This is a genomic window from Exiguobacterium sp. R-39 (assembly GCF_049942815.1).
In the GTDB taxonomy this organism is placed as follows: Bacteria; Bacillota; Bacilli; order Exiguobacteriales; family Exiguobacteriaceae; genus Exiguobacterium_A.
In genome coordinates, this window is the sequence record NZ_CP187965.1 from 2194446 (window position 1) to 2220075 (window position 25630).

The 25630-nt window shown below is 46.7% G+C and carries 26 protein-coding genes and 1 tRNA gene; 4 read left to right on the top strand and 23 right to left on the bottom strand.

Going from position 1 to position 25630, the window contains the following annotated elements; all coding sequences use genetic code 11:
* Nucleotides 1-77: 77 nt before the first annotated feature.
* From tig to ACP26N_RS11650, 13 genes are all read right to left on the bottom strand, one after another.
* Nucleotides 78-1370, bottom strand: a complete 1293-nt coding sequence (tig, locus tag ACP26N_RS11590) for a trigger factor (protein WP_012371016.1) — start codon at nucleotides 1368-1370, stop codon at nucleotides 78-80.
* Nucleotides 1371-1478: 108 nt separating this feature from the next.
* Nucleotides 1479-2501 (bottom strand): hypothetical protein, encoded by a 1023-nt coding sequence (locus ACP26N_RS11595; RefSeq protein WP_426353877.1) that lies wholly within the window; start codon nucleotides 2499-2501, stop codon nucleotides 1479-1481.
* 21 nt (nucleotides 2502-2522) lie between these two features.
* Nucleotides 2523-3035: a hypothetical protein gene (locus tag ACP26N_RS11600; protein WP_426353879.1), complete on the bottom strand. Its 513-nt coding sequence runs from the start codon at nucleotides 3033-3035 to the stop codon at nucleotides 2523-2525.
* A 114-nt stretch (nucleotides 3036-3149) separates the two neighbouring features.
* Nucleotides 3150-3223 (bottom strand) — tRNA-Arg (locus ACP26N_RS11605).
* A gap of 66 nt (nucleotides 3224-3289) precedes the next feature.
* Complete coding sequence (locus ACP26N_RS11610; RefSeq protein WP_131502758.1) at nucleotides 3290-3796, bottom strand: metallophosphoesterase family protein; 507 nt, start codon at nucleotides 3794-3796, stop codon at nucleotides 3290-3292.
* A gap of 6 nt (nucleotides 3797-3802) precedes the next feature.
* Nucleotides 3803-4399, bottom strand: coding sequence for an XTP/dITP diphosphatase (locus tag ACP26N_RS11615; protein WP_426353880.1), 597 nt, complete (start codon nucleotides 4397-4399; stop codon nucleotides 3803-3805).
* Entirely contained in the window at nucleotides 4396-5148 is a 753-nt protein-coding gene (gene rph, locus ACP26N_RS11620; protein WP_188004577.1) for a ribonuclease PH, read from the bottom strand. The genes ACP26N_RS11615 and rph overlap by 4 nt, the downstream gene beginning before the upstream one ends.
* A complete protein-coding gene (gene racE, locus ACP26N_RS11625; protein ID WP_188004578.1) occupies nucleotides 5139-5954 on the bottom strand; it encodes a glutamate racemase in 816 nt (271 codons plus the stop codon). The genes rph and racE overlap by 10 nt, the downstream gene beginning before the upstream one ends.
* An 87-nt stretch (nucleotides 5955-6041) precedes the next feature.
* The gene (locus tag ACP26N_RS11630) at nucleotides 6042-6305 is read right to left on the bottom strand and encodes a phosphocarrier protein HPr (protein WP_012371023.1); all 264 of its coding nucleotides are present in this window, start codon (nucleotides 6303-6305) and stop codon (nucleotides 6042-6044) included.
* Nucleotides 6306-6370: 65 nt separating this feature from the next.
* Nucleotides 6371-6826: an acyl-CoA thioesterase gene (locus ACP26N_RS11635; protein WP_131502762.1), complete on the bottom strand. Its 456-nt coding sequence runs from the start codon at nucleotides 6824-6826 to the stop codon at nucleotides 6371-6373.
* A 66-nt stretch (nucleotides 6827-6892) separates the two neighbouring features.
* Entirely contained in the window at nucleotides 6893-7699 is an 807-nt protein-coding gene (gene sdhB, locus ACP26N_RS11640) for a succinate dehydrogenase iron-sulfur subunit (RefSeq protein ID WP_114595290.1), read from the bottom strand.
* Nucleotides 7699-9462, bottom strand: coding sequence for a succinate dehydrogenase flavoprotein subunit (sdhA, locus tag ACP26N_RS11645; RefSeq protein WP_012371026.1), 1764 nt, complete (start codon nucleotides 9460-9462; stop codon nucleotides 7699-7701). Before sdhA ends, sdhB begins: the two co-directional genes overlap by 1 nt.
* 19 nt (nucleotides 9463-9481) lie before the next feature.
* The gene (locus tag ACP26N_RS11650) at nucleotides 9482-10099 is read right to left on the bottom strand and encodes a succinate dehydrogenase cytochrome b558 subunit (protein ID WP_114595289.1); all 618 of its coding nucleotides are present in this window, start codon (nucleotides 10097-10099) and stop codon (nucleotides 9482-9484) included.
* A gap of 224 nt (nucleotides 10100-10323) precedes the next feature.
* Between ACP26N_RS11650 and ACP26N_RS11655 the strand changes: the two genes are divergently transcribed.
* Nucleotides 10324-10743 carry a DUF2507 domain-containing protein gene (locus ACP26N_RS11655; RefSeq protein WP_131502764.1) on the top strand — a complete coding sequence of 140 codons (420 nt, stop codon included), beginning with the start codon at nucleotides 10324-10326 and terminating at the stop codon, nucleotides 10741-10743.
* 109 nt (nucleotides 10744-10852) lie between these two features.
* Nucleotides 10853-11467: a PH domain-containing protein gene (locus ACP26N_RS11660; protein ID WP_012371029.1), complete on the top strand. Its 615-nt coding sequence runs from the start codon at nucleotides 10853-10855 to the stop codon at nucleotides 11465-11467.
* Nucleotides 11468-11569: 102 nt separating this feature from the next.
* Here the strand turns inward: ACP26N_RS11660 and uvrC are convergent, their stop codons facing one another.
* The gene (gene uvrC / locus ACP26N_RS11665) at nucleotides 11570-13354 is read right to left on the bottom strand and encodes an excinuclease ABC subunit UvrC (protein WP_426353882.1); all 1785 of its coding nucleotides are present in this window, start codon (nucleotides 13352-13354) and stop codon (nucleotides 11570-11572) included.
* 82 nt (nucleotides 13355-13436) lie between these two features.
* Here uvrC and ACP26N_RS11670 point away from each other — a divergent pair, with 82 nt between their 5' ends.
* Entirely contained in the window at nucleotides 13437-14759 is a 1323-nt protein-coding gene (locus tag ACP26N_RS11670) for a dihydrolipoyl dehydrogenase family protein (RefSeq protein WP_131502766.1), read from the top strand.
* A gap of 22 nt (nucleotides 14760-14781) precedes the next feature.
* Nucleotides 14782-15159, top strand: a complete 378-nt coding sequence (locus tag ACP26N_RS11675; protein ID WP_426353883.1) for a VOC family protein — start codon at nucleotides 14782-14784, stop codon at nucleotides 15157-15159.
* Nucleotides 15160-15219: 60 nt separating this feature from the next.
* On the opposite strand, the gene trxA is transcribed toward ACP26N_RS11675, so the two are convergent.
* From trxA to polX, 9 genes are all read right to left on the bottom strand, one after another.
* Entirely contained in the window at nucleotides 15220-15582 is a 363-nt protein-coding gene (gene trxA, locus ACP26N_RS11680; protein WP_131502768.1) for a thioredoxin, read from the bottom strand.
* A gap of 116 nt (nucleotides 15583-15698) precedes the next feature.
* The gene (locus ACP26N_RS11685) at nucleotides 15699-16661 is read right to left on the bottom strand and encodes an electron transfer flavoprotein subunit alpha/FixB family protein (RefSeq protein ID WP_131972408.1); all 963 of its coding nucleotides are present in this window, start codon (nucleotides 16659-16661) and stop codon (nucleotides 15699-15701) included.
* A gap of 15 nt (nucleotides 16662-16676) precedes the next feature.
* Nucleotides 16677-17450 carry an electron transfer flavoprotein subunit beta/FixA family protein gene (locus tag ACP26N_RS11690; protein ID WP_114595283.1) on the bottom strand — a complete coding sequence of 258 codons (774 nt, stop codon included), beginning with the start codon at nucleotides 17448-17450 and terminating at the stop codon, nucleotides 16677-16679.
* A gap of 81 nt (nucleotides 17451-17531) precedes the next feature.
* Nucleotides 17532-18110 (bottom strand): TetR/AcrR family transcriptional regulator, encoded by a 579-nt coding sequence (locus ACP26N_RS11695; protein ID WP_012371036.1) that lies wholly within the window; start codon nucleotides 18108-18110, stop codon nucleotides 17532-17534.
* A 71-nt stretch (nucleotides 18111-18181) separates the two neighbouring features.
* Nucleotides 18182-19855 (bottom strand): AMP-binding protein, encoded by a 1674-nt coding sequence (locus ACP26N_RS11700; RefSeq protein ID WP_426353884.1) that lies wholly within the window; start codon nucleotides 19853-19855, stop codon nucleotides 18182-18184.
* A 172-nt stretch (nucleotides 19856-20027) separates the two neighbouring features.
* Nucleotides 20028-20921, bottom strand: a complete 894-nt coding sequence (locus ACP26N_RS11705; protein ID WP_114595280.1) for a YitT family protein — start codon at nucleotides 20919-20921, stop codon at nucleotides 20028-20030.
* A 184-nt stretch (nucleotides 20922-21105) separates the two neighbouring features.
* Nucleotides 21106-21513: a DUF350 domain-containing protein gene (locus tag ACP26N_RS11710; RefSeq protein ID WP_012371039.1), complete on the bottom strand. Its 408-nt coding sequence runs from the start codon at nucleotides 21511-21513 to the stop codon at nucleotides 21106-21108.
* Between the two features lie 11 nt (nucleotides 21514-21524).
* Entirely contained in the window at nucleotides 21525-23891 is a 2367-nt protein-coding gene (locus ACP26N_RS11715; protein ID WP_426353885.1) for an endonuclease MutS2, read from the bottom strand.
* Complete coding sequence (polX, locus tag ACP26N_RS11720; protein WP_426353886.1) at nucleotides 23892-25607, bottom strand: DNA polymerase/3'-5' exonuclease PolX; 1716 nt, start codon at nucleotides 25605-25607, stop codon at nucleotides 23892-23894.
* Nucleotides 25608-25630: the final 23 nt, after the last annotated feature.

The window sequence follows — 25630 nt, forward strand, 5'->3', positions numbered from 1 at the left end:
TGTTTGACCTATCGTACAAAAAAATCGACTTCAAGACCAGAAATTGGTCTTGAAGTCGATCCTGTTCGGTTGTTTGCTTATTTTGCTTTTGCGTTGTCAACGAGAACGTCGATTGCTTTACGGAACTGAAGATCACCTTTAAGTGTATCCAATCCGCCTTGTGGTGCAAGCATCGTTTCGAGTTGATCTGCAGGAATGTTGTAGAGTTCAGACATCGATTGAAGTTCAGCTTGCGCTTCTTCTTCAGTGACTTCGATTTTTTCATCTGCAACGATCTGTTTAAGAACGAGACGAGCTTTAACGCGCTCTTCTGCTTGTTCTTTCATTTCAGTGCGCATCGCCTCTTCAGTCGTTCCAGTTAATTGGAAGTACATGTTAAGGTCAATTCCTTGTGACTGAATGCGTTGTGTGAATTCTTGGACCATACGTTCAACTTCGTTTTCAACCATGACTTCTGGAAGATCAACTGTTGCGTTTTTAGTCGCAGCTTCAACCAACTCATCACGCATTGAGGCATCAGCTTCTTGTTTGCGTGTGTTTTCAAGACGTGTGCGAATTTTTGTTTTCAACTCATCAAGAGAAGAAACTTCTTCGTCCATTTCTTTAGCGAACTCATCTGTCAATTCAGGAAGTTCTTGTGCTTTGATTTCGTGGATTGTTACTTTGAATACGACTGGTTTTCCAGCGAGTGATGCTTCATGGTACTCTTCTGGGAACGTGACGTCGATATCTTTTTGCTCGCCTGATTTAAGACCAACCATCTGCTCTTCAAATCCTGGGATGAAGTTTCCAGACCCGATGACGAGTGAGTAGTTTTCTGCAGTACCGCCGTCGAATTGGTTTTCACCATCGAAACCTGCGAAGTCGAATACGACTGTATCGCCATTTTCGATCGCGCCGTCTTCTTTAACGACGAGCTCTGCACCGCGTTCTTGCATTGTTTTGAGTTCAGCATCGACATCTTCGTCTGTAACGTCTGTTTCGACTGCTGTGTACTCAAGACCTTTGTACTCACCGAGTGTTGCGTCCGGCTCAATCACGAATGTGATTTTGAACTCAACTGGTTTTCCTTTTTCGAGTGTTTCAACGTCGATGTTATCAAGCGCGATTGGCTCGATTCCAGATTCGACGACAGCACCTTCGATTGTGTCTTGATATAAGATATCAAGTGCATCTTGGTAAAGTGCTTCTTCGCCGTACATTTTGTTAAACATTGCGCGTGGCATTTTTCCTTTACGGAAACCTGGTGTGTTCAATGTCTTAACGACTTTTTTGAACGCTTGGTCTACCGCTTTATCAAATGCTTCAGCAGGCGCTTCATACGTGAGAACGCCGAGGCTACCTGATTGTTTTTCCCATTTTGCAGTCATGCTGAGTCCCTCCAAAAATGTCAATTAGCGTACGTGTGTGTACAACAAGTCACATTATAGCACAATCGTTCTGAGGATTACCACTGTTGAACAAGGCATTCTCTTGAATTAGAGAAGTAATGCCTGCTCATACTGTTTCCCTTCCGGTAACACGAAATGAACAGCCTGATAAATCTTTTCAGCTTGTTCACTCAAGTCGGATGGTGGTGTTTCCGAAATGAAGTCGAGTTCAGTCAATTCATCGACCGCATCCAACCACTTCCGCCAGCCGTCGTCCCCCTTCAGTGTTTCATTTGGAAAGACGATTTGATACCAATTCATGAACAACAGTGCCTTGAACGGATCCATTCGTTTTAACTTAAACGTCTCATCACTAAAAGCCTGTAGTTCCATCGCCTGTCTCACCACATGTCTGTTGAGTTGATCCGGATCTTCAAAGACATGCTCTACCCGGATGGACGGAATGTATATCCGCACCGGAAATAGATCCACATTCTGAGGCAGTTGTGGAAGTAACGCCTGAATGACGAGAACACTCTGTTCTTTGACATCTTCTCCCGTGAGGTAGTCATGAACGATATAGTGGACGAAAGAAGGATTCGTTCTTAAATCGATTTGTCCGATCGAACGAAACTGTTCCTCCATCGTCCCGAGCCGGTAAAGCTCGACCCACTCACCTTCATCTGCGTGCAAAGGTGATGTTTCACGGATCTTCACATAGGAGGAATCATCCGTTTGTCGCGCATTCCCCTTCTTACGCGAAAGCGATTGGGCCATTTCGTCTAATTTTAATGCAAGACCATAAGGAAGATAGGGAGAGGCAGTTCGTAAGGCCACGTTAAACGAATACCGCTCTCCCTTTTCATACATGAACAGCGCGATGAGTTGTTCGACACCGTCTACATCCAGAAAAGGATCTGCCACTTGTAAATAAGCTTCCACACCATGTTCAGTTGTCAAAAAAGCTTCCTGAATCGTGTAGAGTACATAGAGAACGTCTTCTTCTGTTTTCCAGTCCTCCAATTGCACGAGCTCAGCTGCCAACTCGTCTTGGCTCAACCTGGCAAGCCGCTTGCGTTCGTCTTCCAACGGTTGTTCCATCCAACGTGATTGCGACTGATTCACAGTCATCCCACCTTTTTCATATCTGTCTTACTTTGTGAACGGATCAAGCAAAGACGTCCAGTTCGAGATAGCCTCTTGTAATTGCCCCGCCTGTTCGATTCCCATTTTGTTAAGTGTATCCAAGGAAACATCCGTTTCCAATAACCGTGTGATGTCTTCCGATTGATTCACGTACTGCTCAAGTTTTTCACTTAAGTTCTTCAGTTCTGCTGGCGGACTGTCTAAGTTTGCAAGCCGTTCATCAATCTGGTTCAATTCTTCGTTCAACTGTTGGACCGTTCCATCATTTTTTAATTGTTCGATTTGCTGATCCAGGGCTTGTTCCGGATTCGCCGCATCACGTGCTTCCATCGCTGCTTGATCGAGCTTTGTCGATAACTCAGATGTCACTTGCGACGTATCCTTGGCAATGTCTTGCAATTGTCCTGCATAATCGACACTATTCTTTACGTCTGTCACTTGCTGTTTTGCATTATCCACTGTATCCGTAACCTCGCTACAGCCGGCTAAAGCCACTGTCAATACGAGGATTCCACTCATTCTCTTTAACATCCTTATCATCCCTTTCAAGTTCATGATACCTTAAGTATACCCGAAAAAAGGGATAAAAAAAAGAGACCTCCCTCATAAGGGAAGCCTCTATTTTAATTATAGTGTCCCAAGAGGGATTCGAACCCCCGACCGACGCCTTAGAAGGGCGTTGCTCTATCCAGCTGAGCTATTGAGACGTGTCAACACGAATAAACTATACTAAAACAATTCTTTCGTGTCAATCACATTCGCAAAAACTCTTTTTAAAGCATTCCCTCGAGATACAGGGCATTGATTCTTTCGCCTGTCAAATCATAAAAATCAACCGTAAATTGATTATTTTCTACCGTCAACAAGGCATATGTCTTTTCCGGGCGATGACGTGGCATCCGAATCGAGCCCGGATTGATAAATAATTTCCCGTCCCGCTGTTCGGCTTTCGCGACATGCGAATGACCGTATAAAACGATTGCTGCCGCTTTCTGATCGGCATGGTGAACCAATTGATCAAGACTGTACTTGACGTCCTGCCGATGACCGTGGACACATAAGACACGAAACGGTCCTAGCTCTTCAACGACGTCGTCCGGAAAATCATTCCCATAATCACAGTTCCCTTTCACAACACGATAGGGGTATAACGATTCGGCATCTCTTGTCAGTTGGGAATCACCGCAATGAAAGGCAACATCTGCTTCTTGGTGGCGGTTGAATATCGTCAATAGTTCCTGATCGAGACCATGGCTGTCACTTACGATTAACGCTTTCATTTAAAATCACTCTCCCAAAAAAGTAGTTAATGCCGCTTCAAGTTTTCGCAACGCTTGTCCACGATGACTGATGGCCGCCTTTTCACTTTTCGTTAATTCGGCCGCCGTCTGATTTAAGGACGGAATAATAAACAATGGATCATAACCAAAACCGTTTGTTCCTTTTAATTCAAATCCAATCCGTCCTTCCATCGTCCCACGGACAGTCAATGTTTCACCCGAAGGTTTTGCCAGTGACAAAGCACAGACAAATCGAGCTGTTCGCTGTTCTGCCGGTGTGTCCGCTAACTTTTCTAACAGCAACGCATTATTAGCAGCATCTGACTTGTCCTCTCCTGCAAAACGGGCCGAGTAGACACCCGGTGCTCCGTCTAACGCATCCACTTCAAGCCCGGAGTCGTCCGACAGTACGGCATGACCAAAATAGGCCGCTGCCTCTTTGGATTTCAATTCCGCATTTTCTTCAAATGTCGATCCGGTCTCTTCGGTCTCAGGCGCCGTCTCATAATCCAGTAAGGATTCAACGTCGTATCCGAGTCTTGCAAGCATCGCCTGAAACTCACCGACTTTTCCGGGATTTCTCGTTGCTACGATAATTTTCATCCGTGCTCCACCTCTTCCCCGACATACCACCACGAGGCGCCTAACGATTGTTCCGCCGCATGGAGGAGTTCTTCAATACCCTTTTCCCCAAGTTCGAGCATATCGAGCATTTCTTTGCGAGAAAAGGTTGCTTCTTCTCCTGTCGCTTGCAGTTCGACGATTTTTCCGGACGATGTCATGACGAGATTCAAGTCGACATCTGCCGCTGCGTCTTCTTCATAACAAAGATCAAGCAATAACTCCGTCCCGACTTTCCCGACCGATACTGCTGCAATTCCTTCTTTGATTGGTGTATCCGTCAGCTTACCGCTTTGAATCAATCCGTCAACCGCTAAGACGAGCGCCAGGAAACCACCTGTAATGGCCGCTGTCCGGGTTCCACCATCTGCTTGAAGAACATCACAATCAATCCAAACCGTTCGTTCGCCTAATTTCTCAAGATTGACGACAGACCGCAATGCCCGGCTGATCAATCGTTGAATTTCCATCGTCCGTCCTGTCTGCTTGCCTCGAACGGATTCCCGGCCTGTCCGTTGTGCTGTCGCCCGCGGTAACATCGCATACTCGGCATTGATCCATCCGTGTCGTTTCCCACGCAGGAAGGGCGGTACTTTTTCTTCGACCGTCGCTGTACATAAGACCCGTGTATCACCAACCGATATCAGCACCGATCCTTCTGCGTGTTTATTGACACCCGTCTCGAACTGAATCGTTCGCATGTCTGCTTGTGCTCTTTGATCTAAACGCATTTTTCTTCCTCCGTTCCTAACACTAACCGTTTTGCCTGGACCGGTTGATTTAACCAGTCACTGGCGATTCGTTCAAAAGAGCGTGTATCACCGGTCGCATGATAGACATGCTCCGGAACGGTATCGTGTGCTGATGTGATGCCGTTATAATCAAGCAAAGCACTTACTTCAAGTGCGGTTTCGTCTCCCGAAGAAATCAGCTGGACGTCTGGTCCGATGACTCGTCCAATGACTTCTGCAAGCAACGGATAATGTGTACACCCTAAAATCAGTGTATCCATATCGTACGAAAGCAAGGGTTTTAAAGTGTTCGCAACGACACGTTCCACATACGGTCCACTTGTCTGGGATGATTCAACAAGCGGGACGAACGGTGGGCAGGCCAACGACTCGACGACGACTTGTCCCTCGACATGACGTAATGCTTTTTCATACGAGTTACTTTCAATCGTCATTTTCGTACCGATGACACCGATTCGTTTCGAACGTGTGACTTTAACCGCAGCCCGTGCACCCGGATCGATGACACCGATGATTGGAATCGACAACTTTTGCCGGGCTTCCTTCAGGACGACGGCTGTCGCCGTATTGCAGGCGATGACAATCAATTTCACATCTTGGGCGACAAGAAAATCAATCATCTCCCACGTAAATTGACGAATTTCTTCTTCCGGCCGAGGACCATACGGACACCGTAACGTATCTCCGACATATATGATTTGTTCATGGGGCAGCTGACGCATCAATTCACGTGCGACCGTCAATCCACCAACCCCAGAATCTAATACTCCAATTGATCTATTCACGATTTCCCCTCACTTTCCTCTCATCTCATATGGTAACAAAAAAGGACGACGGTGCAAGACCGGCGTCCAAGAATGTACGATAAAGGATTACTGAGCAAGACCTTCGCTTGTCAGCATATCTGAAAGAGTCGTGATAGCTTCAGAAGCATCGTCACCGTTTGCAACGATTTTGATGTCTGAGTCTTTTGCGATTCCGAGTGAAAGAACACCCATAATCGACTTGAGGTTTACAGTCTTTCCGTTGTATTCCAAGTTGATGTCTGATTGGAATTTAGAAGCTGTGTTGACGAGTTGTGTTGCCGGACGAGCATGAATGCCTGAATCCGCGATGACTTTGAATGTTTTTTCCATGATTAAGAAATCTCCCTCCACTAATAACGTACTAGTGAGTCGTTTTCGAATATGTGAACTCATTATCAAATGATAACGGATTCGAATCGATTCTGCAAGGAATTTTTATATGCTTCATTCCATGGAAAGGCATTCCCGGAACGATCAATCTGAACCATCGAGGTCCGTCCTGTAAACATCAATTCCTCTTGTTCGCTGAACGCTGCGTAATGCACATCACACGAAGCCGTTCCGACCTGTACAGGATAGGCGTAGACGGCAAGACGGGCCCGCGGATAGACTTGTCGGATGTAGTTACACTGTGCATCCGCGACGACGACGATGCCGTCGTCAGCAAGCGAGTAGCCCGTTTCTTCTAGCATCAGAGTCCGGACATCTTCGAAATAAACGAAGGGAACCCGATTATTCATATGACCGTAAGCGTCGGTTTCAGCGAATCGGACCGCGACATCAAGTCGCGTCCCGTGTTTCATCTGTTCCAACCATGGATCTAAATCATTGATATAACTAGGTACACGCACAATCATTTCCTCCTTAAACTATAAAAAGAAGGAGCATCGCCCCTTCTTTAATTTTACGTTTTTGTATTAATGACTAACTGCTTCACCCGTACGTCCTTCGTCACTTCCGAAGAATTTCTTGAATGAGTGCAATGTCGTCTGACGGTTCATTGCCGCGATTGATGTTGTCAGTGGAATCCCTTTCGGACACACTTCAACACAGTTTTGTGCGTTTCCACACTGCATGATTCCGCCGTCTTCCATCAAAGCTTCAAGACGCTCTTCTTTGTGGAACGCACCGGTTGGATGCGAGTTGAAGAGACGGACTTGCGAGAGCGCTGCCGGTCCGATGAAGTTCGACCGGTCATTGACGTTCGGACACGCTTCCAGACAGACACCGCATGTCATACATTTCGAAAGTTCATATGCCCACTGACGTTTGTTTTCCGGCATCCGTGGTCCCGGACCTAAATCATACGTACCGTCGATCGGTACCCAAGCTTTGACTTTCTTCAAAGCATCAAACATCCGTTGACGGTCGACCTGAAGGTCACGGACAATCGGGAACGTCTGCATCGGTTGAAGACGAATCGGTTGCTCGAGCTTGTCGACAAGTGCTGTACATGATTGACGGGGCGTTCCGTTGATAACCATTGAACACGCGCCACATACTTCTTCGAGACAGCCCATATCCCAGTTGATCGGTGTCGTTTTTTCTCCGGCTGCATTGACCGGATTACGACGAATCTCCATCAAGGCCGAAATGACGTTCATGTTCGGGCGGTAAGGGACTTCAAATGCTTCATCATATGCTTTACCATCTGGTCCATCTTGACGTTGGACGATGAATTGAACCGGCTTTTGATTCGTTTTCTGTTCGAGTGGTGTCGCCATTATGCCTTCACCTCTTTCTTCGACTTCTTGCTATAGTCGCGCTTACGTGGTGGAATCAATGATGTATCGACTTCTTCGTAATAGATTTCCGGATGACCGTTCGTATAACGGGCCATCGTTGTTTTCAAGAACCGTTCGTCATCACGTTCCGGGAAGTCCGGTTTGTAATGGGCACCACGGCTCTCGTCCCGTTTCAGGGCTCCAAGCGTAATCGCTTCCGCAAGATCAAGCATATGATCGAGTTGACGGATGAATGATGCGCCCTGGTTGCTCCAACGTGCTGTATCCGTTGCCGAAATACGTGTGAAGCGGTCACGGAGTTCCTTGATTTTCTCAAGCGTTTGCTCGAGTTTGTCATTGTAACGGACAACCGTGACATTATCCGTCATGACTTCACCGAGTTCACGGTGAATTTGATACGCATTTTCCGTACCTTCCATCGCGAGGATGTCGTTGAAACGGTTGATTTCTGCAATCTTATGTGCTTCGACGACTTCTTCCGGCATTTCATGGACAGACTGATCGAGATCGTTCATGTAAGCGATGGCTGCCGGTCCAGCGACCATTCCGCCGTATACGGCAGACAATAATGAGTTTGCCCCTAGACGGTTACCGCCATGCATCGAGTAATCACACTCACCGGATGCAAATAAGCCCGGGATGTTCGTCATTTGATCATAATCGACCCATAATCCACCCATTGAGTAATGGACTGCCGGGAAGATTTTCATCGGTACTTTTCGTGGATCATCTCCGACGAATTTTTCGTAGATTTCAAGAATCCCACCCAGTTTGACGTCCAGTTCTTTTGCATCTTTGTGGGAAAGGTCAAGGTAGACCATGTTTTCCCCGTTGACACCAAGCTTCTGATTGACACAAACATCAAAGATTTCGCGCGTCGCGATATCACGTGGCACAAGATTTCCGTAAGCCGGATATTTTTCTTCCAGGAAGTACCATGGCTTGCCGTCTTTATACGTCCAGACGCGTCCGCCTTCACCACGTGCTGATTCGCTCATGAGACGCAGTTTGTCATCCCCCGGAATCGCTGTCGGGTGAATCTGAATAAACTCGCCGTTCGCATAAATGGCACCTTGACGGTAGACAGCTGCCGCCGCCTGCCCTGTGTTGATCACCGAGTTTGTTGATTTTCCGAAGATAACCCCCGGACCGCCTGTTGCTAAAATGACTGAGTCAGCTGCGAACGCTTCGATTTCCATCGAACGTAAGTTTTGACATACCGCACCGCGACAAATACCTTCTTCATCGATGATTGCACGAAGGAATTCCCATCCTTCATATTTTTCTACCAAACCTTGCGCTTCGAACTTACGGACCTGTTCGTCGAGTGCATACAACAATTGTTGACCTGTCGTCGCACCGGCATAAGCCGTCCGGTGATGTAATGTTCCTCCGAAACGACGGAAATCAAGCAATCCCTCCGGTGTCCGGTTGAACATGACACCCATCCGGTCGAACATGTGGATGATTTTCGGTGCTGCTTCCGTCATCTTTTGAACGGGTGGTTGGTTGGCTAAGAAATCGCCGCCATATACCGTATCGTCCAAATGTTGGTAAGGTGAGTCACCTTCCCCTTTCGTGTTGACGGCCCCGTTGATCCCCCCCTGCGCACAAACGGAGTGTGAACGTTTGACGGGCACAAGTGAAAATAATTTAACGGGTACACCTTGTTCTGCTGCTTTTATCGTAGCCATCAAACCGGCGAGTCCTCCACCGATGATGACAAGATTCTTATTCGCCATGTTGTTAGTTCCCCTTTCCTTACAACACGCCTGCAAACGTCAAGATCGAGCGTACGCCTACAAACGATAATCCGATGAATACGAGGGCTGCCACATAAGACATCGCTTTTTGAGAAGCGGGTGATTGTGTGATTCCCCATGTGATGCAGAACGTCCAGAGACCATTCGCCAAGTGGAACGTCGTCGCTAAAATTCCGACGATGTAGAAGGCAAGCATGAATCCGTTATCGACGATATTTTGCATCATACTCGCATCAACTGCCGTACCCATTGCTGCTGCAATCCGTGTTTCCCAAACGTGCCATGTGATGAACACGACGAGGAAAATACCTGAAAAGCGTTGTAGCACATACATCCAGTTCCGGAAGTATGTATAACGACCTGTGTTCGCGGAACCTGTAAATGCGATGTAAACACCGTAGATACCGTGCAGGATGATTGGAATGAAGATGACAAACACTTCCAAGAACAACCGATACGGAACGCTCCCCACGACTTCCGCAGCCTTATTAAAGTCTTCCTCCCCACGAACGATGAAATAGTTCGTCGTAAAATGAGAAAGTAAAAATAACCCGATTGGAATGACGCCGAGCAGTGAGTGTATTTTACGCCCCACGAAATCACGATGATTCGCCATCCAAATCCCCCCTTTTGTTTGCCAATCAAACGTTGGCGCATTTTGGTAGAAAAGCGCTTTCATAAGGAAATTCGTCTTTTCATCACTTATTCTACTCCTGTCCTTTTTATAAGACAACCCGAGCCGTTGCATTTAACTGCAAATAACTGCAAATTTTTTCAGGAAAACAATGACCGAGGAGAATTACCCCGCTATAATAGTTTCAGAGATAGGAGTGATTGTTGATGGATTCAGTACCAACGCCCTCTTCCGCATTCGGAATCGAACTGATTCGCGACTATGTGCTGATGGATTTACTAGGAACAGATTATCGCCATGTCATCTATTGGGCAGGCAAGCGACTGGCACGTGAATTCCCGATCTTAAGTGCCGAAGAAGCGACTCCCTTTTTTTACGAAGCAGGTTGGGGACATCTCGAACTAAAGAAACAAAAAGGAAACTCCCTGAGTTTTTTATTAACACCGCCCGAATCGACACGCCTCGACCGTCCTGCAGGTTATTTTCAACTGGAAGCCGGCTTTTTAGCGGAACAATTTTCCCGACTGCATGGTTGTGTGGCTGAAGGATACGCTGAATTAAATAAAACCCACGTGCAGATTTTAATTGAGATGGATCCAAAAGATCCGATTGAACGTTCACTTTGAAATCCGGACAGGAGTTTGAAGGCAAATCTCGAATTCTTGAAACATGAAACCTTTTTAGTCTGATTGCCGTATCAATACTCAGTCGCATCTACCAAAGGAGGAATTTTTTATGTTCAAGAAACTAGCAGCCGATTTAACAGGATTCAGTGATATTGGGCAAGTGATTCACCCGGACGATTTTGACAAGGCCGCCGCGGATGACTATGTGTTACATGAAGACGGCGAAAAAATTTATTTTTTAATCAAATCGAAAACAGATGAGTATTGTTTTACGAACCTAGCGCTTGTTCACCTTGATGGCGAAAGTGCCGTCAGCTCAAAACGTGTTCTCTATCGTTATCCATATGCGCATTACCCGATTCGTCATGTCATGTTTGAAACAGCCGGTACAGTCGACCTTGATGTCGAAATCAAGTTCGAAATCGGTGGAAAACATTACTCGATTGATGTCGATAAAAAACAGCTTGAACACGTGAAGGATCTCTACAAAGCACTTCTTGCGATTGCCGAGAAGCAATACGAAGGACAAAAAATGCTTGAGTTCGCCAACAGTTCACTGAATCATTCCGTGACGATTCTCGGCGGTCTTCGCCAAGGCGACATGAATGTCCCGCAAACGTTCAAAGACTTATCTCAAGAGTCGTTCGACTGGTTACAGGGTCATTATTACAAATGGAATCAAAAAGACTTTGGTTCGTTCTACGAAAAATATATCAACAATTAAAACCAATGCTTTAACTTAATCTGAAGGACCACTATAAAAAAACGCGCCAGCCTCTCGCTTTCTATCAGAAATCCGAGGGAATGGCGCGTTTCTTTTTTTATTTTATTCTTCATTCGTCTGACTGAGATATTCCGCAACCGTCTCCGCTAACTTAACGGGTAAGCCCGCTTCCGTCAGCTGTTCGATGTTCGCTTTCTTCAAACTCCGCATCGATCCAAAATGACGGATCAACTGTTGACGGCGTTTTGCCCCCACTCCGGGAATATCGTCAAGCAACGACCGGGTCATTCCTTTTGAGCGCAATGACCGGTGGAACGTGATGGCAAATCGGTGGACTTCGTCTTGCATGCGTTGCAACAGATAAAACGCGCTCGAACGCGGATGCAGTTCAATCAACTGCCCGCCTTCCCCGAACAATAATTGACTCGTCCGGTGCTTATCATCTTTTTTCAGTGAGCCGACCGGCAGGGATAACCCCAGTTCATCTTGAATGACTTCAAGTGCCGCATTTAATTGGCCGAGTCCACCATCAATCAAAACGAGATCCGGTAATCGAGCTCCTTCGAGCAGAAGGCGTCGGTAACGCCGTCGGACGATTTCCCGCATCGATTCATAATCATCCGGTCCTTTGACGGTCTTAATCTTAAATTTGCGATATTCTTTTTTGAGCGGCTTCCCGTCTTCGAAAACGACGAGTGCCGAGACGGCATCAGCACCTTGGATATTGGCATTATCAATGATTTCAATCCGCGATAACGGATGGATACCAATCGCATCGGCAAGTTCCTGGACAGCCTGAACGGTTTTCTTTTCATCACGGGCAATCAGTTCGAACCGTTCGCCGATTGCATTCTCCGCATTTTTCGTCGCAAGATCAAGCAACTTACGTTTTGACCCTCGCACCGGGACATGGACACGCAGGTTCAGCGCTTCTTTTAGCAACATCTGATTGACGAGGGGCGGTACATAAATTTCGCTGGGCTTGATATTTTTTTCGTAGAACTGAACGATAAAACTCTCGAGCTCTTCTGCCGGTGTTCCGTAAATCGGAAACAGCGATACATCGCGCTCGATCATTTTTCCACCGCGCAGGAAGAAGACCTGGACACACATCCATCCTTTATCGACATAAATCCCGAAGACATCCCGGGCAGTCAAATCTGCTGTAATCATATTTTGCTTATTCATGATCGATTCAATCGCCCGAATTTGGTCACGTAACTCCCCTGCCCGCTCGAATTCCATCTCCTCCGCTGCAACACTCATCTTTTGTTGCAATGACTGGACCAGGTCTTTTGTTTCTCCCGACAAGAAACGGCGGATTTCCGAAACGATGTCTTTTTGAACGCCTTCCAGGTTCGGAATTTCGCAAGGGCCGAGACATTGACCAATATGATAATACAAACACAATTTCTTCGGCATCGGCTGACATTTTCGCAATGGATACAATCGGTCGAGCAGACGTTTCGTTTCGTTCGCAGCATAGGCGTTCGGATAAGGACCAAAGTAATGTCCGCCGTCTTTTTTTAATTTACGGGTCGTAATCAGACGCGGATACGTCTCATTCGTAATTTTAAGATACGGATAGGATTTATCATCCTTCAGCATGATGTTGTATTTCGGATCGTGTTTCTTGATCAGCGTCATCTCAAGAAGCAAGGCTTCGAGCTCGCTTCCGGTGATGATGTATTCAAAATCACGAATGTCTGCGACAAGCCGTTCTGTCTTTAAATCATGCGCTCCGGTGAAATAAGACCGGACACGGTTCTTTAAATTTTTGGCTTTTCCGACATAAATGACCTCATCGAATTGATTTTTATGCAGATAGCAGCCTGGTTCGTCAGGTAAAAGGGATAATTTCGCCTTAATATGTTCTTGATGACTCACAAAAATGTCTCCTTCCACCGTTTCTAGTTTTACGTTATAGGGTAAATATCATACATTGATTATGACACATGGGGGATAAAAAATGCGTACATACGATTGCATTGTAATAGGTACAGGCTCAGCCGGGAATCAAGCAGCTTATAAATTTGCTGAAAAAGGACTTAACGTCGCCATCATCGAAAATTTTACACCGGGCGGTACGTGTGCCCAACGCGGTTGTGATGCTAAAAAGATTCTACTCACCGGCAGTGAAGCAAAGGATGCCGTCGAACGTCTGCTGGGATATGGACTAAAAGGCCTTGTATCCATTGACTGGCGCCAACTGATGGAACGGAAAAATGAATACACACGCGCCATCCCGGAACAAACCCGAAATCGGTATGATGACTTGGGTATTGACTACTATCACGGTGAACCGCGTTTTCTATCCAATAAAAAGCTTCTGGTTGATGATATCGAGTTGGAGGCCGAACAATTTTTGATTGCGACCGGCCTTCGACCACGCGAGCTGTCCGTTCCCGGAAGTGAACGTTTTCTCAACAGTAATGAATTTCTGGAATTACGGGATGTCCCCCGTCGCCTGGTTTGCATCGGTGGAGGATACATTTCGTTTGAATTTGCTCACCTGGCACGAATCGCCGGTGCCGAAGTGACGATTCTTCTTCGTTCAAGTGCACTTAAACAATTTGAACACGAATTGGTTTCCGTCTTGCTCGAAGCGACACAAGCGCTCGGTATTCAGATTCTTCATGAAACGGAAGCCGTATCATACTCGGACACGACGTTGACGCTTTCCGACGGAACACGCTTAGAAGCTGACGTTGTCTTGAATGCAACAGGTCGTATCGCAAGCATCGAACATTTGCAATTGGAAAAAGCAGGTGTTGTTTACGAAGAAAAAGGAATCCATGTGAACGACTATTTACAGTCTTCCGCTCCGAACATTTATGCAGCGGGTGATGTCGCAGTCAGCGGAAACCCTGCCTTGACTCCTTTCGCTGGGACGGAAGGACGTCTTGCGGCCTGTAACATGCTTGAAGGTAATAGACGCCGACTGGAGTTACTTCCTGTGCCGAGTATCGTCTTTACCACGCCGAACCTTGCAAAAGTCGGGCAGACGGAGGCCAGTCTAAAACAAAACAATACAAGATACCGCGGAAAATTAATTGATACCTCGAGTTGGCAAACAAATGTCCGAATCAAAGACCCGTTCGCTCGGGCAAAAGTATTGATCGGGGAAGACGATCAGATTCTCGGAGCACATTTCATCGGCGTCCATGCTGCAGAACTGGCCAATTATTTTTCGTTCGCGATGCAACACCGGATTCCAAGCTCCGCCTTGCAAAAAACAAGTTTTGCTTATCCGACACCGGCATCTGACATTGCTTCGTTACTTGAAGACTGATTGATGAAAGCGAGGGGTTAACATGGTTCGTTACGGATATACGATTCTATACATTACTGATCCCGTAAAGACCCGCCTGTTCTATCATGGTCTGCTTGGGCTTCCGATTAAAGCTGAGCATGGAAGTTATACGGAATTTGACACCGGATCAACGATTCTTGCCTTCAATACAAAAGAAGACGTTCGTTCCATCATTCCCTATGAAATTCCGGACAAAACCGTTCAACAATCGATGGAACTTGGTTTTGTGACGGAGGATGTGGCTCATTTGTTTGAACAGATTAAAAAGGCCGGTCACAAAACCATCTTGCCTCCGACTGAAAAACCGTGGGGGCAAACTGTTGCCTACGTGCTCGATCCGGACGGTCATCTGATTGAACTTTGTTCGCCGATAAATTGATTTCACTCAAAAAAGGCATTCCGTCGATTGACGGAATGCCTTTTGAAAGTGTGCTTAGAATCAGTTTGATGTTTCGACGAATTCTTTTAATGCATCTTTAGGCATGAAGCCCATTGTTTTGTTAACCGGTTGACCGTCTTTGAACAAGACGAGTGTCGGAATACTTTGGACTTGGAAAGCTCCAGCGACTTCCGGGTTAGCGTCAACATCAACTTTAACGATTTTCACGTTTTCCATGTCTGCATCGAGTTCTTCAAGAACAGGAGCAAGCATGCGACAAGGTCCGCACCATGTTGCCCAGAAATCAACGAGAACGAGACCTTCTTGTGTATCTTCTTTAAACGACTGGCTAGTTGCGTGTACGATTGCCATTGAGAAAAACCTCCTATTTTTAGATTGGTTTGATTTATTTATCGAACCCATCTTTTTACTGACTTGAGTATAGCACAGCCCTACCTTACAACAAACGAAACTGCTCAGACAAGTCATAGCAAAAAAAAAGAAGCAAAGAAGTTACTCTTCGCTTCCTTTCCGCTGTCTTAATGGACAAGCATTTTTTTGAATTCTGCTGTTAACAACGGGACGACATCAAATAGGTCGCCGACGATTCCGTAATCTGCCACCGAGAAGATATTCGCTTCCGGGTCTTTGTTGATGGCGACGATGACTTTCGCGTTCGACATGCCGGCTAAATGTTGAATCGCACCGGAAATCCCGCAAGCGATATACAAGTCGGGTGTGACGACTTTACCCGTCTGACCGATTTGCAGGGCATAGTCACAATAGTCTGCATCACACGCACCACGTGATGCACCGACTGCGCCGCCGAGTAAATCAGCCAGTTCTTGAAGCGGTGCAAACCCATCCGAACTTTTGACCCCCCGTCCACCGGCAACGATGACTTTTGCTTCCGATAGATCGACTCCGCCCGTTGCTTTTCGAACGACTTCCGAAACGATTGTCCGTAAATCCTTCAATTCAACGGTTACCGCTTCGACAGTCCCTTTGGAAGAGCCTTCAGCCAGTGGTTCGATGTTGTTCGGACGGACTGTAAAGAGCGTTTTCCCTTCTGATACCTTTACTTTTTCAAAAGCTTTTCCTGAATAGATCGGTCGGATGAAAAAAGCATCTTCTCCCGTTCCTTCGATTGACGTGACATCACTGATCAATCCCGCTTGCAGTTTCGCTGCAATTTTCGGTGATAGATCTTTACCGAGTGATGTATGACCAAATACGATGACGTCTGGCGCAACACGATCCAGCAGTTGCATGAAGACTTGTCCGTATCCGTCCGGTGTGTAATGCTGCAATCGCTCGTCTTCAACGACGAGGACTTGATGGGCGCCTCGTGTCGCAAGTTGTGCTGCATCTGCCGCCACGTTTTGTCCGATTAAGGCAACTACGACTTCATCTGCCACTAGATTTGCTGCTGCAATTGCTTCAAATGATACATTTCGTAAATTCCCGTCCCGTGATTCCGCAAGTACAAGTGCTTTTGACATATCGTTTCTTCCCCCTTAAACAACTTTTGCTTCGTTGCGTAATAATGAAGCGAGTTCCTGGACCTGTGTCGACAAATCACCTTCTAGAATTTTACCGGCTGCTTTATTTGGCGGCAAAAAGCGTTCGACCGTTTCAAGACGGGGTGCAAGTTCATCCTCATCTAATTCAAGATCAGATAATTCGAGTTCTTCGAGTGGTTTCTTTTTCGCTTTCATGATGCCCGGAAGACTTGGATAACGGGGCTCGTTTAATCCTTGTTGTGCCGTGACGAGCAATGGTAACGATGTTTTAATGACTTCCGTATCCCCTTCCGAGTCACGTGTTACGACAGCATCGGTTCCGTTTAACTCCAGTTTCGTAATCGTCGTGACATACGGGATGTCAAGCAGTTCTGCGACGCGCGGAGCGACTTGCCCGCTTCCTCCGTCAACCGCTACATTCCCGGCGATGATCAGATCGACCGTCTGTTCCTTGAGGTATCCGGCCAACACTTCTGAAATCGAATAGTGATCCGCTTCTTCAATATCGTCTTCAATCGAAATCCGGACTGCCTGATCTGCTCCCATCGCAAGCGCCGTCCGCAGTTCTTTGTCTGCATCTTCCGGTCCGACGGTAACAACCGTCACGGTTCCAGATTGGGCATCCCGTACACGGATCGCTTCTTCAACTGCATATTCGTCATAAGGATTGATGATGAATTCTGCACCATCCTCTTCGATTTGACCATTTTCGAGCTGAATTGCTTCTTCCGTATCAAATGTTCGTTTTAACAAGACGTAGATTTCCATTCTTCGTTCCCCCTCGTATCAACTTCTATTGACCACCATCATTTTTGTATCCGCTTACAAAAAGTTTTTCATGAAAAGGGCTTAACTCAGCCCTTTAATTAACATGCGATGAATACCGTGACGCGTTTCGAGCAACTCGTATTTAAACCCGCTCGCCATCCAGCTCGTCACGACCTCGTCAATCGTGCCGAACACCATTTGCCGTGCCAAACGATAATCCAGCTCGTTTGAGAACTCTCCCGATTCCATCCCGTTTCGAATCACACGATCAATCAGATGGAGATACGGTTTTAAAACCGTTGCGATATTATGCCGCATCTCTTGATTCGATTGGCGTAACTCGATTTGCGTGACGACGGCCAAATCATAATCAACCGACAACTGTTCAAGATGCGCTTCAATGAGCGCTGCCAGTTGTTGTGTCGCTGATTGATGATGTGCGATTTGCGCCTCCGAATATTCGATGAAACTACCCATCTTGGCTTGGAACAAAGAAATTAATAAGTGCTCCTTGTTCTTGAAGTAAAGATAAATCGTTCCATCCGCTACGCCTGCTTCTTTCGCGATAGCTGTTACTTTGGCACCGTGGTAGCCATTTTTCGCAATCACCTTCACTGCCGCATCAATGATGCGATCACTCTTAGACATCGTTCTTTTCATAAGGCTATCTCCTAACACATAAAATGAATGATGGTTCATTCATATTTATTCTATCATGTCATTTCGAGCTGTCAACTGCTTTCTTCCAGTTGTTTTGCCCGTTCTTCCTCGACTAAGACACGGCGCAGGATTTTCCCGACAAACGTTTTTGGTAACTCTTGTCTGAACTCATATTGCTTCGGCACTTTGAATGACGCCAAACTTTTCCGGCAGAAGTGATCCAGTTCCTCTTCTGTCGTCTTCATGTCATCTTTCAAAACGATGAAGGCTTTGACTGTTTCTCCACGGTAGGCGTCCGGCACACCGATGACGACTGCTTCTTTAACCGCCGGATGTTCATACAAAATCTCTTCGACTTCCCGGGGATAAATATTGAATCCCGAGGCAATGATCAAATCTTTTTTCCGATCAACAATCCGGAAATAATGGTCCTCACCGATATATCCAAGATCACCTGTGTGCAACCATCCGTCACGGAGAACAGCCTGCGTATCTTCCGGGCGTTTCCAGTATCCTTTCATGACTTGCGGACCGCGGACAAGAATCTCCCCGATTTCTCCTGGTGCAGCCGGCGTTTCTCCGTCCGGTTGAACGATTTTCGCCATCGTATCCGAAACAGGAATTCCGACTGTTCCGGGAACCCGTTTATCCCAAATACAGTTCGTATGCGTCACCGGACTTGTTTCCGACAACCCGTATCCTTCGACGATCCGTCCGCCCGTTACCTGTTCAAATTTTTCTTGTACTTCAACCGGTAACGGCGCCGATCCTGAAATACACGCTTCGATTGAGGATAAATCATATTTTTTCAATTTTGGATGGTTCAACAATCCGACATACATCGTCGGTGCACCTGGAAACAGGCTTGGTTTTTCTTTATCGATCGTCTTCAAGACTTGTTCTAAGTCAAATTTCGGTAAAATGATCTGTTCGTATGCATTGAACATACCGAAGTTCAAGTTACATGTCATACCGTAGACATGGAAATAAGGGACGACTGCCAATAGCTTTCTCCCATCTCCCCGTGAATATTTATAGAACCAATGACTGATCTGTTCGACATTGGCACTTAGATTAAAGTGCGTCAACATGACTCCTTTAGGCGCACCGGTCGTTCCACCTGTATATTGTAACACTGCGATATCTTCTTTTGGATCGATACTTACCGGTTCAATCATCCCACTCCCGCGATGGGACAGAAAAGGAATCGATCCTGTCGTATCAATGATGATGTTATTGTCTTTCCGGGACTTGATCGGATACAGTTTATTTTTAGGAAATGGCAGATAATCAGCAATACTTGTCGTGACAACGGTTTTTAAACGTGTTTTCGCTTTGACACGTGACGCTTTCGGATACAGCAAATCGAGTGTGACGAGCATCTTCGCGCCTGAGTCGACGAGAATTTGTTCCAGTTCACGGTCCGTATATAACGGATTGACTTGAACAACGATTCCACCGGCGTACAGCACTGCATAGTAACTGATTATATACTGCGGACAGTTCGGCAACATCAAACCGACACGATCCCCCTTCTCAAGACCGGCATCTTGCAGGACTTGAGCAAAACTCCGGGCCTCCTGCCGTACTTCCTGAAACGTCATACGTTTCCCGATAAAACTAAGGGCTCTCCGCTCCGGAAACTCATCTGCCGCCTCTTCAAGTGCTTGATAAAGCGGTACTTCGCGATAGTCGATTGATGCAGGTACTTGTGCCGGATAATCCTTTAACCATGCTGAATCCATTCCATTCCCTCCCTGTAACTGAATTACTATTCATTTTTATTATACGTGTAATTCAGCCATAGCGGCTAGTCTTCTGTTAAAATAAATTTCATTTTTTCCAAATAACAGGTATTTCAAAACATACCAAAAAACCACCCGTGAGATTTCACGAGTGGTTGACGCTTTAAGACATTTAACGGGATGGATACGTAAATCCTTCCCCGATGACTTCCCGTACTTTATGAATGACGACAAAAGCACGCGGATCGGCCGCTTCGACGATTTGTTTCAATGGCGCGAGCTGACGTTTATCGACAATCATGTATAACATGTCGTTTTTCTGTTTCGTAAAATGACCGTGACTGTGGATGACGGTCGCACTGCGTCCCAGTGTTTCAGTCAAAATCGTCGCGATTTCTTCCTGACGGTGACTGATGATCGTGACGGCTTCCCGGACATTCAATCCTTCACTGACCAAATCAATTAAATACGAACCGATGATGATGGCAATTAACGTATACAGCATCGTTTCTTCGCCGAACAAAAATCCGGACGCCCCGACAACCGTCACATCGATGATGAACATCGATACGGCAATTCCTAAATTCAGATATTTGTTCATCAACCGGGCGATGATGACACCACCGCCGGTCGTTCCACCTGCCCGGATGACAAGACCGATTCCGAGACCGATCAAGATTCCGGCATAGACCGTCCCGATCAGCCGGCTGTCGGAACTCGTCGCGAGTGACGCCGTTGACGACAGGACAAACGAGGTCGTTGCAACGGAAATGACAGAATAGATCATCGTTTTCCGACTTAAGAAGCGATAGCCGACGACAAACAGTAATGCATTCGCAATTAACGAGACTAAACCGGTATCCCACCCATACAGGTAGTAGAAGATGACGGTAATCCCGATCAATCCTCCTTCAGACAAGTCATTCGGAATCGTGAAGTAGTTGATGCCGAACGCCAGGATAGCTGAACCGATGATGACCCAAAAGATATCTTTCCAGGAAATCAGTTGCATCGCTTCAAAGGCGCGCCGCCGTATTTCATTCGTATTGGTTTTTTTGACATTCATAGTCGTTTCCTCCTTCATTTTTTTGTGTCCTGCCAATAAAAATTCCGTACTGAATCAATCTCAGTACGGAATAATCACTCGGCAGAGCCAGTTCTTTTAATTCATAAAAATCCATAACAGACCGACGACCAAAAAGGCAATCGATACACCGAACATGATTTTTGCTAATCGTTCTAACACCTGTTCACCCCACTAACGCTGAACCAATCACATAAGACATCCCGATCGATAACGAACAGGAGATGATGCCGACAGCGATATTTCCTTTTTCGATCTCCCGGTCGACCGGAAGATTCGGAGTTAAGAATTCAAAAATCCAATAGGTCGAAATCAATAGTAAAAATCCGAAGGCACTCTCTAAAAAGATTGCCCCGACACGCTGCTCACTTTGAACAGCAAAATGAACGATATTTGCCAGACCAATGATCTTGCCACCGGTCGCCAGCGCTACAGCGATGTTTCCACTCTTGATATGTTCCCAGTTTCGGTATCGGGTTGTCAACTCAAAAAGTGCCAGACCCATGATGATCAATAGTCCCGCAACCGAATATAAAGCTGTCGTGTAGACATAGACGTTTTCAAAAATATTCACCTAACCGCGCCTCATTTCAATTCGATGATCGTCACACCGTGTCCACCTTCACCTTGACCGCCTAAGCGATGCGTTTTGACATGACGGTTGCCACGTAGATATTCTTGTACTCCTTGACGCATTGCTCCTGTCCCGAGACCATGGATGACACGAATCTGTTCGTAGTTGGATAACAATGCCTGATCCATGAACCGGTCGAGTTTCGCAAGCCCTTCCTCAACGCGGACACCACGTAAGTCCAGTTCGGCTGAAGCAGCGGATTGTTTCGTAATGCTTGTTCCACCGGAGCGTTTTTTAGTTTTCGAAGCCGTTTTCGCTTCGCCGACTTTGGCGAGATCCCCCGGCTTGACGTTTACTTTCATGATCCCGACTTGAACCGTATATTCACCATTCGAATTTTGATTGATGATATATCCTTTCTGGTTGAACGTCGTCACTTTTACTTCTTCACCTTTGGCAAAGACCGGAGCCTGATTCGTTTTTGCTTTGACCTTGGCAATCCGTTGATCTTGTAACAAAGGTTTCGCTTGCTCGAGCTGTTTACGGGCTTCAATCAGTTCGTGCTCTTTGACAGCTCCCGCGTCACGTAATTCTTTCAGACGTTTGATGACAGCTTCCGCTTCTTTTTGTGCCCGTTCGACTGCACGCGTTGCCTTTTCTTCTGCTTTGGCCAGGATTTCATTTTTTTCTTGATGAATCTCTGCTTGTTCCCGCTCGAATTCTTCCCGTTCTTCCACTAATCGTTGTTGCTCCTGCAACAATTCCCGCTCTAAGGATTCAGCACGTTGTTTTGCTTCCTCGAGTCGTCCGATCATCGTTTCAACAGACTGGGCGTCCGTTCCGACTTGATCGCGGGCCGCATCAATGACACGGTCATCTAACCCAAGTCGTTTCGAAATTTCAAAGGCATTCGAACGTCCCGGTACACCAATCAGCAAGCGATACGTCGGACTGAGCGACTCGACATCAAACTCCATCGAGGCATTAACAACGCCTTCCCGGTTGTAACCGTACGCTTTCAGCTCCGAATAGTGAGTCGTCGCAGCGACACGTGCCCCGCGTCGTTTCACTTCATCCAAGATGGCAATCGCAAGTGCCGCCCCTTCCGTCGGATCTGTTCCGGCTCCGAGCTCGTCAAACAGGACAAGACTCATGAAATCAATTTTCCCCATCATCGAAACAATGTTCGTCATGTGGGAACTGAATGTCGAGAGATTTTGTTCGATGGACTGCTCGTCCCCGATATCCGCATAAATCGCGTCAAAAACACTCAACTCTGTCTCATCCGCTGCCGGCACGTATAACCCGGATTGGACCATCAATTGCAGTAAACCGATTGTTTTCAGCGTGACGGTTTTCCCGCCAGTATTCGGTCCCGTGATGACAAGTGACGTAAACTCACCGCCGAGCGAGACCGTGATCGGTACGACTTCATCATCCGGAATGAACGGGTGCCGTGCTTCTTTCAGGACGATATGACGATTTTCATTTAATTTTGGTTCAACGGCACGAATCGTGTGACCGTATAAGGCTTTTGCCATGATGAAATCAAGTTCTGCCAAGACGTCGACGTTGATTCGAAGTGAATCACCAACCGAGCCGACCAGCGCCGAAAGTTGGGCTAAAATCCGTTCGATTTCCGCTCGTTCTTTAAGGCGGGCTTCCTGAATTTCATTGTTGGCGGCAACGACTGCTTGCGGCTCAATGAACAAAGTCGCACCGGACGCCGATTGGTCATGGACAATTCCGCCAAAAGCTTGACGGTACTCTTGTTTGACAGGTACACAATAACGATCATTCCGCATCGTGACGATGGCGTCGGATAACATCTTCGACTTACTGCGTAATACACCGTCGATTTTCGAGCGGACCTGCCCTTCGAGGGAGCGTAATTGACTCCGTAAAGAGCGAAGTTTATCGCTTGCCGAGTCTTGAACCGTTCCTTGATCATCGATGGCGTGACGAATTCCTTGTTCGATTTCCACCAGTTTCGTAATCTGCTCGATCCGGCTATCAAGCGCCGGTAATCGGAGATCCGGGTGATCTTCATGCAACCGTTCCTGGAAGGCTTTGACTTGACGTCCGGAATAGACGACGTCGGCAACTGCCAACAATTCACTGGTCGAGAGGACAGAGCCGATTTCCGCCCGTTTTACCTCACTGCGGACATCCGTCAGTCCACCAAACGGGTAACGGTCGCGCAGCCGGTAGACTGTCGTCGCTTCTGTCGTCAAAGCAAGCAACGATTTCACCTGCTCGAAGTCTTCCGCCGGCTCCATCTTCCGCACAAATTGAGCCCCCAGTGAACTGGCTGTTTGTTTTGCGAGTAGTTCTTTTAATTTATCATATTCTAATACACGTAGTGCATTGGCATTCATTTACTTCACTCCTAAACGTTTTCGATCAAAAAAAGCACGCGCTTCTTTTGCAGTCCACGTATTAATGACATCAGATGGCTCCAAATATGCTTTACGTGCATGCAGGACACCAAGTTTCATATCTTCTAACATTTCCGGACGATGGGTATCGGTATTGATCATGATTTTAACCCCTGCCGCCTTCGCTTTTGCAAGGGACGAGGCGGTTAAATCAAACCGTCCGGGATTTGCATTCATCTCCAGTGCCGTCCCGGTTTCAGCCGCCAACTCGACGAGTCGATCGATGTTGACTGCATATCCGTCCCGCCGACCGATGATCCGTCCGGTCGGATGGGCAATCAAGGAGACATAGGGATTCCGACAGGCATTTTCAAGCCGTTGCATGATTTCCTCTTCCGTCTGATCAAACTTGGAATGAATCGAGGCGATGACATAGTCCATCTCTTGTAAAAATTCATCCTCGTAATCCAGTGAACCATCCGGTAAAATATCCATCTCGACCCCGCATAAAATCGTCATTTCCGGATGTTTTTTGCGTGCTGCTTCAATTTCGACACGCTGCTTCCGCAATCGTTCTTCCGTCAATCCATTGACGAATTTCATATATTTACTGTGATCGGTAATCGCCATCCAGGAATATCCCCGCGCCGCACAAGCATCGACGAGTTCATCGACAGACAACGTACCGTCCGACCATGTCGTGTGCATATGGACATCCGCTTTGATATCCGCCTCTTGAATCAACTTGTCTAAATCTGCTTCGAACTCCAGACGACCTGCTCGCAACTCCGGTGGGATGAACGGCAAATCATAACGGGCAAACAGCTCCTGTTCCGTTTTTGGCTGGAACAGACCGTCCTTGGTTTCGACACCATACTCCGAAATGCTTTCGCCGCGCTCTTTCGCCAGTTGCCGCATCCGGACATTATGATCTTTTGAGCCCGTAAAGTGATGTAACGTCGAAGCAAATGCCAAATCATCCACTAATCGAAAATCAACTGCAATATACGCATCGTCCCGTTTGAGGACAATCGAGACCTTCGTTTCCCCGGCAGCAATGATTTCATCGATTTGTTCAATTTCAAGCAATTGTGCTTTCACTTCTTTTGGTTGATCTGTCGAGATGATGAAATCGAGATCCTTACAAGTTTCTTCCGCACGCCGAAAACTTCCTCCGACTTCAAAACGAATGATCTGATCAATCCTGGCTAATGTCCGCTCCAGTTCACTGACACTTTTGCGCATCACACCATACGGTAATCGTTCTGGTCGCGTCTCGAACGTTTCCAGTGCCTTACTGTATTTTTCGACGGTCTTTTTTCCGAAGCCTGGCATTGCTTCCACTGTACCATCCGCCAGTTTCTCAGCGAAGGAATCTGCATCAATGACCCCGACTTCATGCAATTTTGCTAATTTCTTCCCACCAAGTCCCGGAATCTTCAATAAGGCGATCAATCCTTCCGGCACCTGTTGCTCCAGTTCTGTCAAAGCTGTACTCGTTCCGGTTTCACGAAATTCTTCAAGTACTGTGGCCGTACCTTTACCGATTCCTTTCATCGCTGTAAAGTCTTCAATTGCCATGAAATCCAGTTCTGCCGCTTCAAGCAGACTCGCTGCCTTTCGAAACGCATTGATTTTAAACGGATTTTCCCCTTTTACTTCGAGATAAACTGAAATTCTTTCTAAATGTCGAATCGCATCTTGTATCGTCCGCATGTTCAATTCTCCCCTCAAAAAAA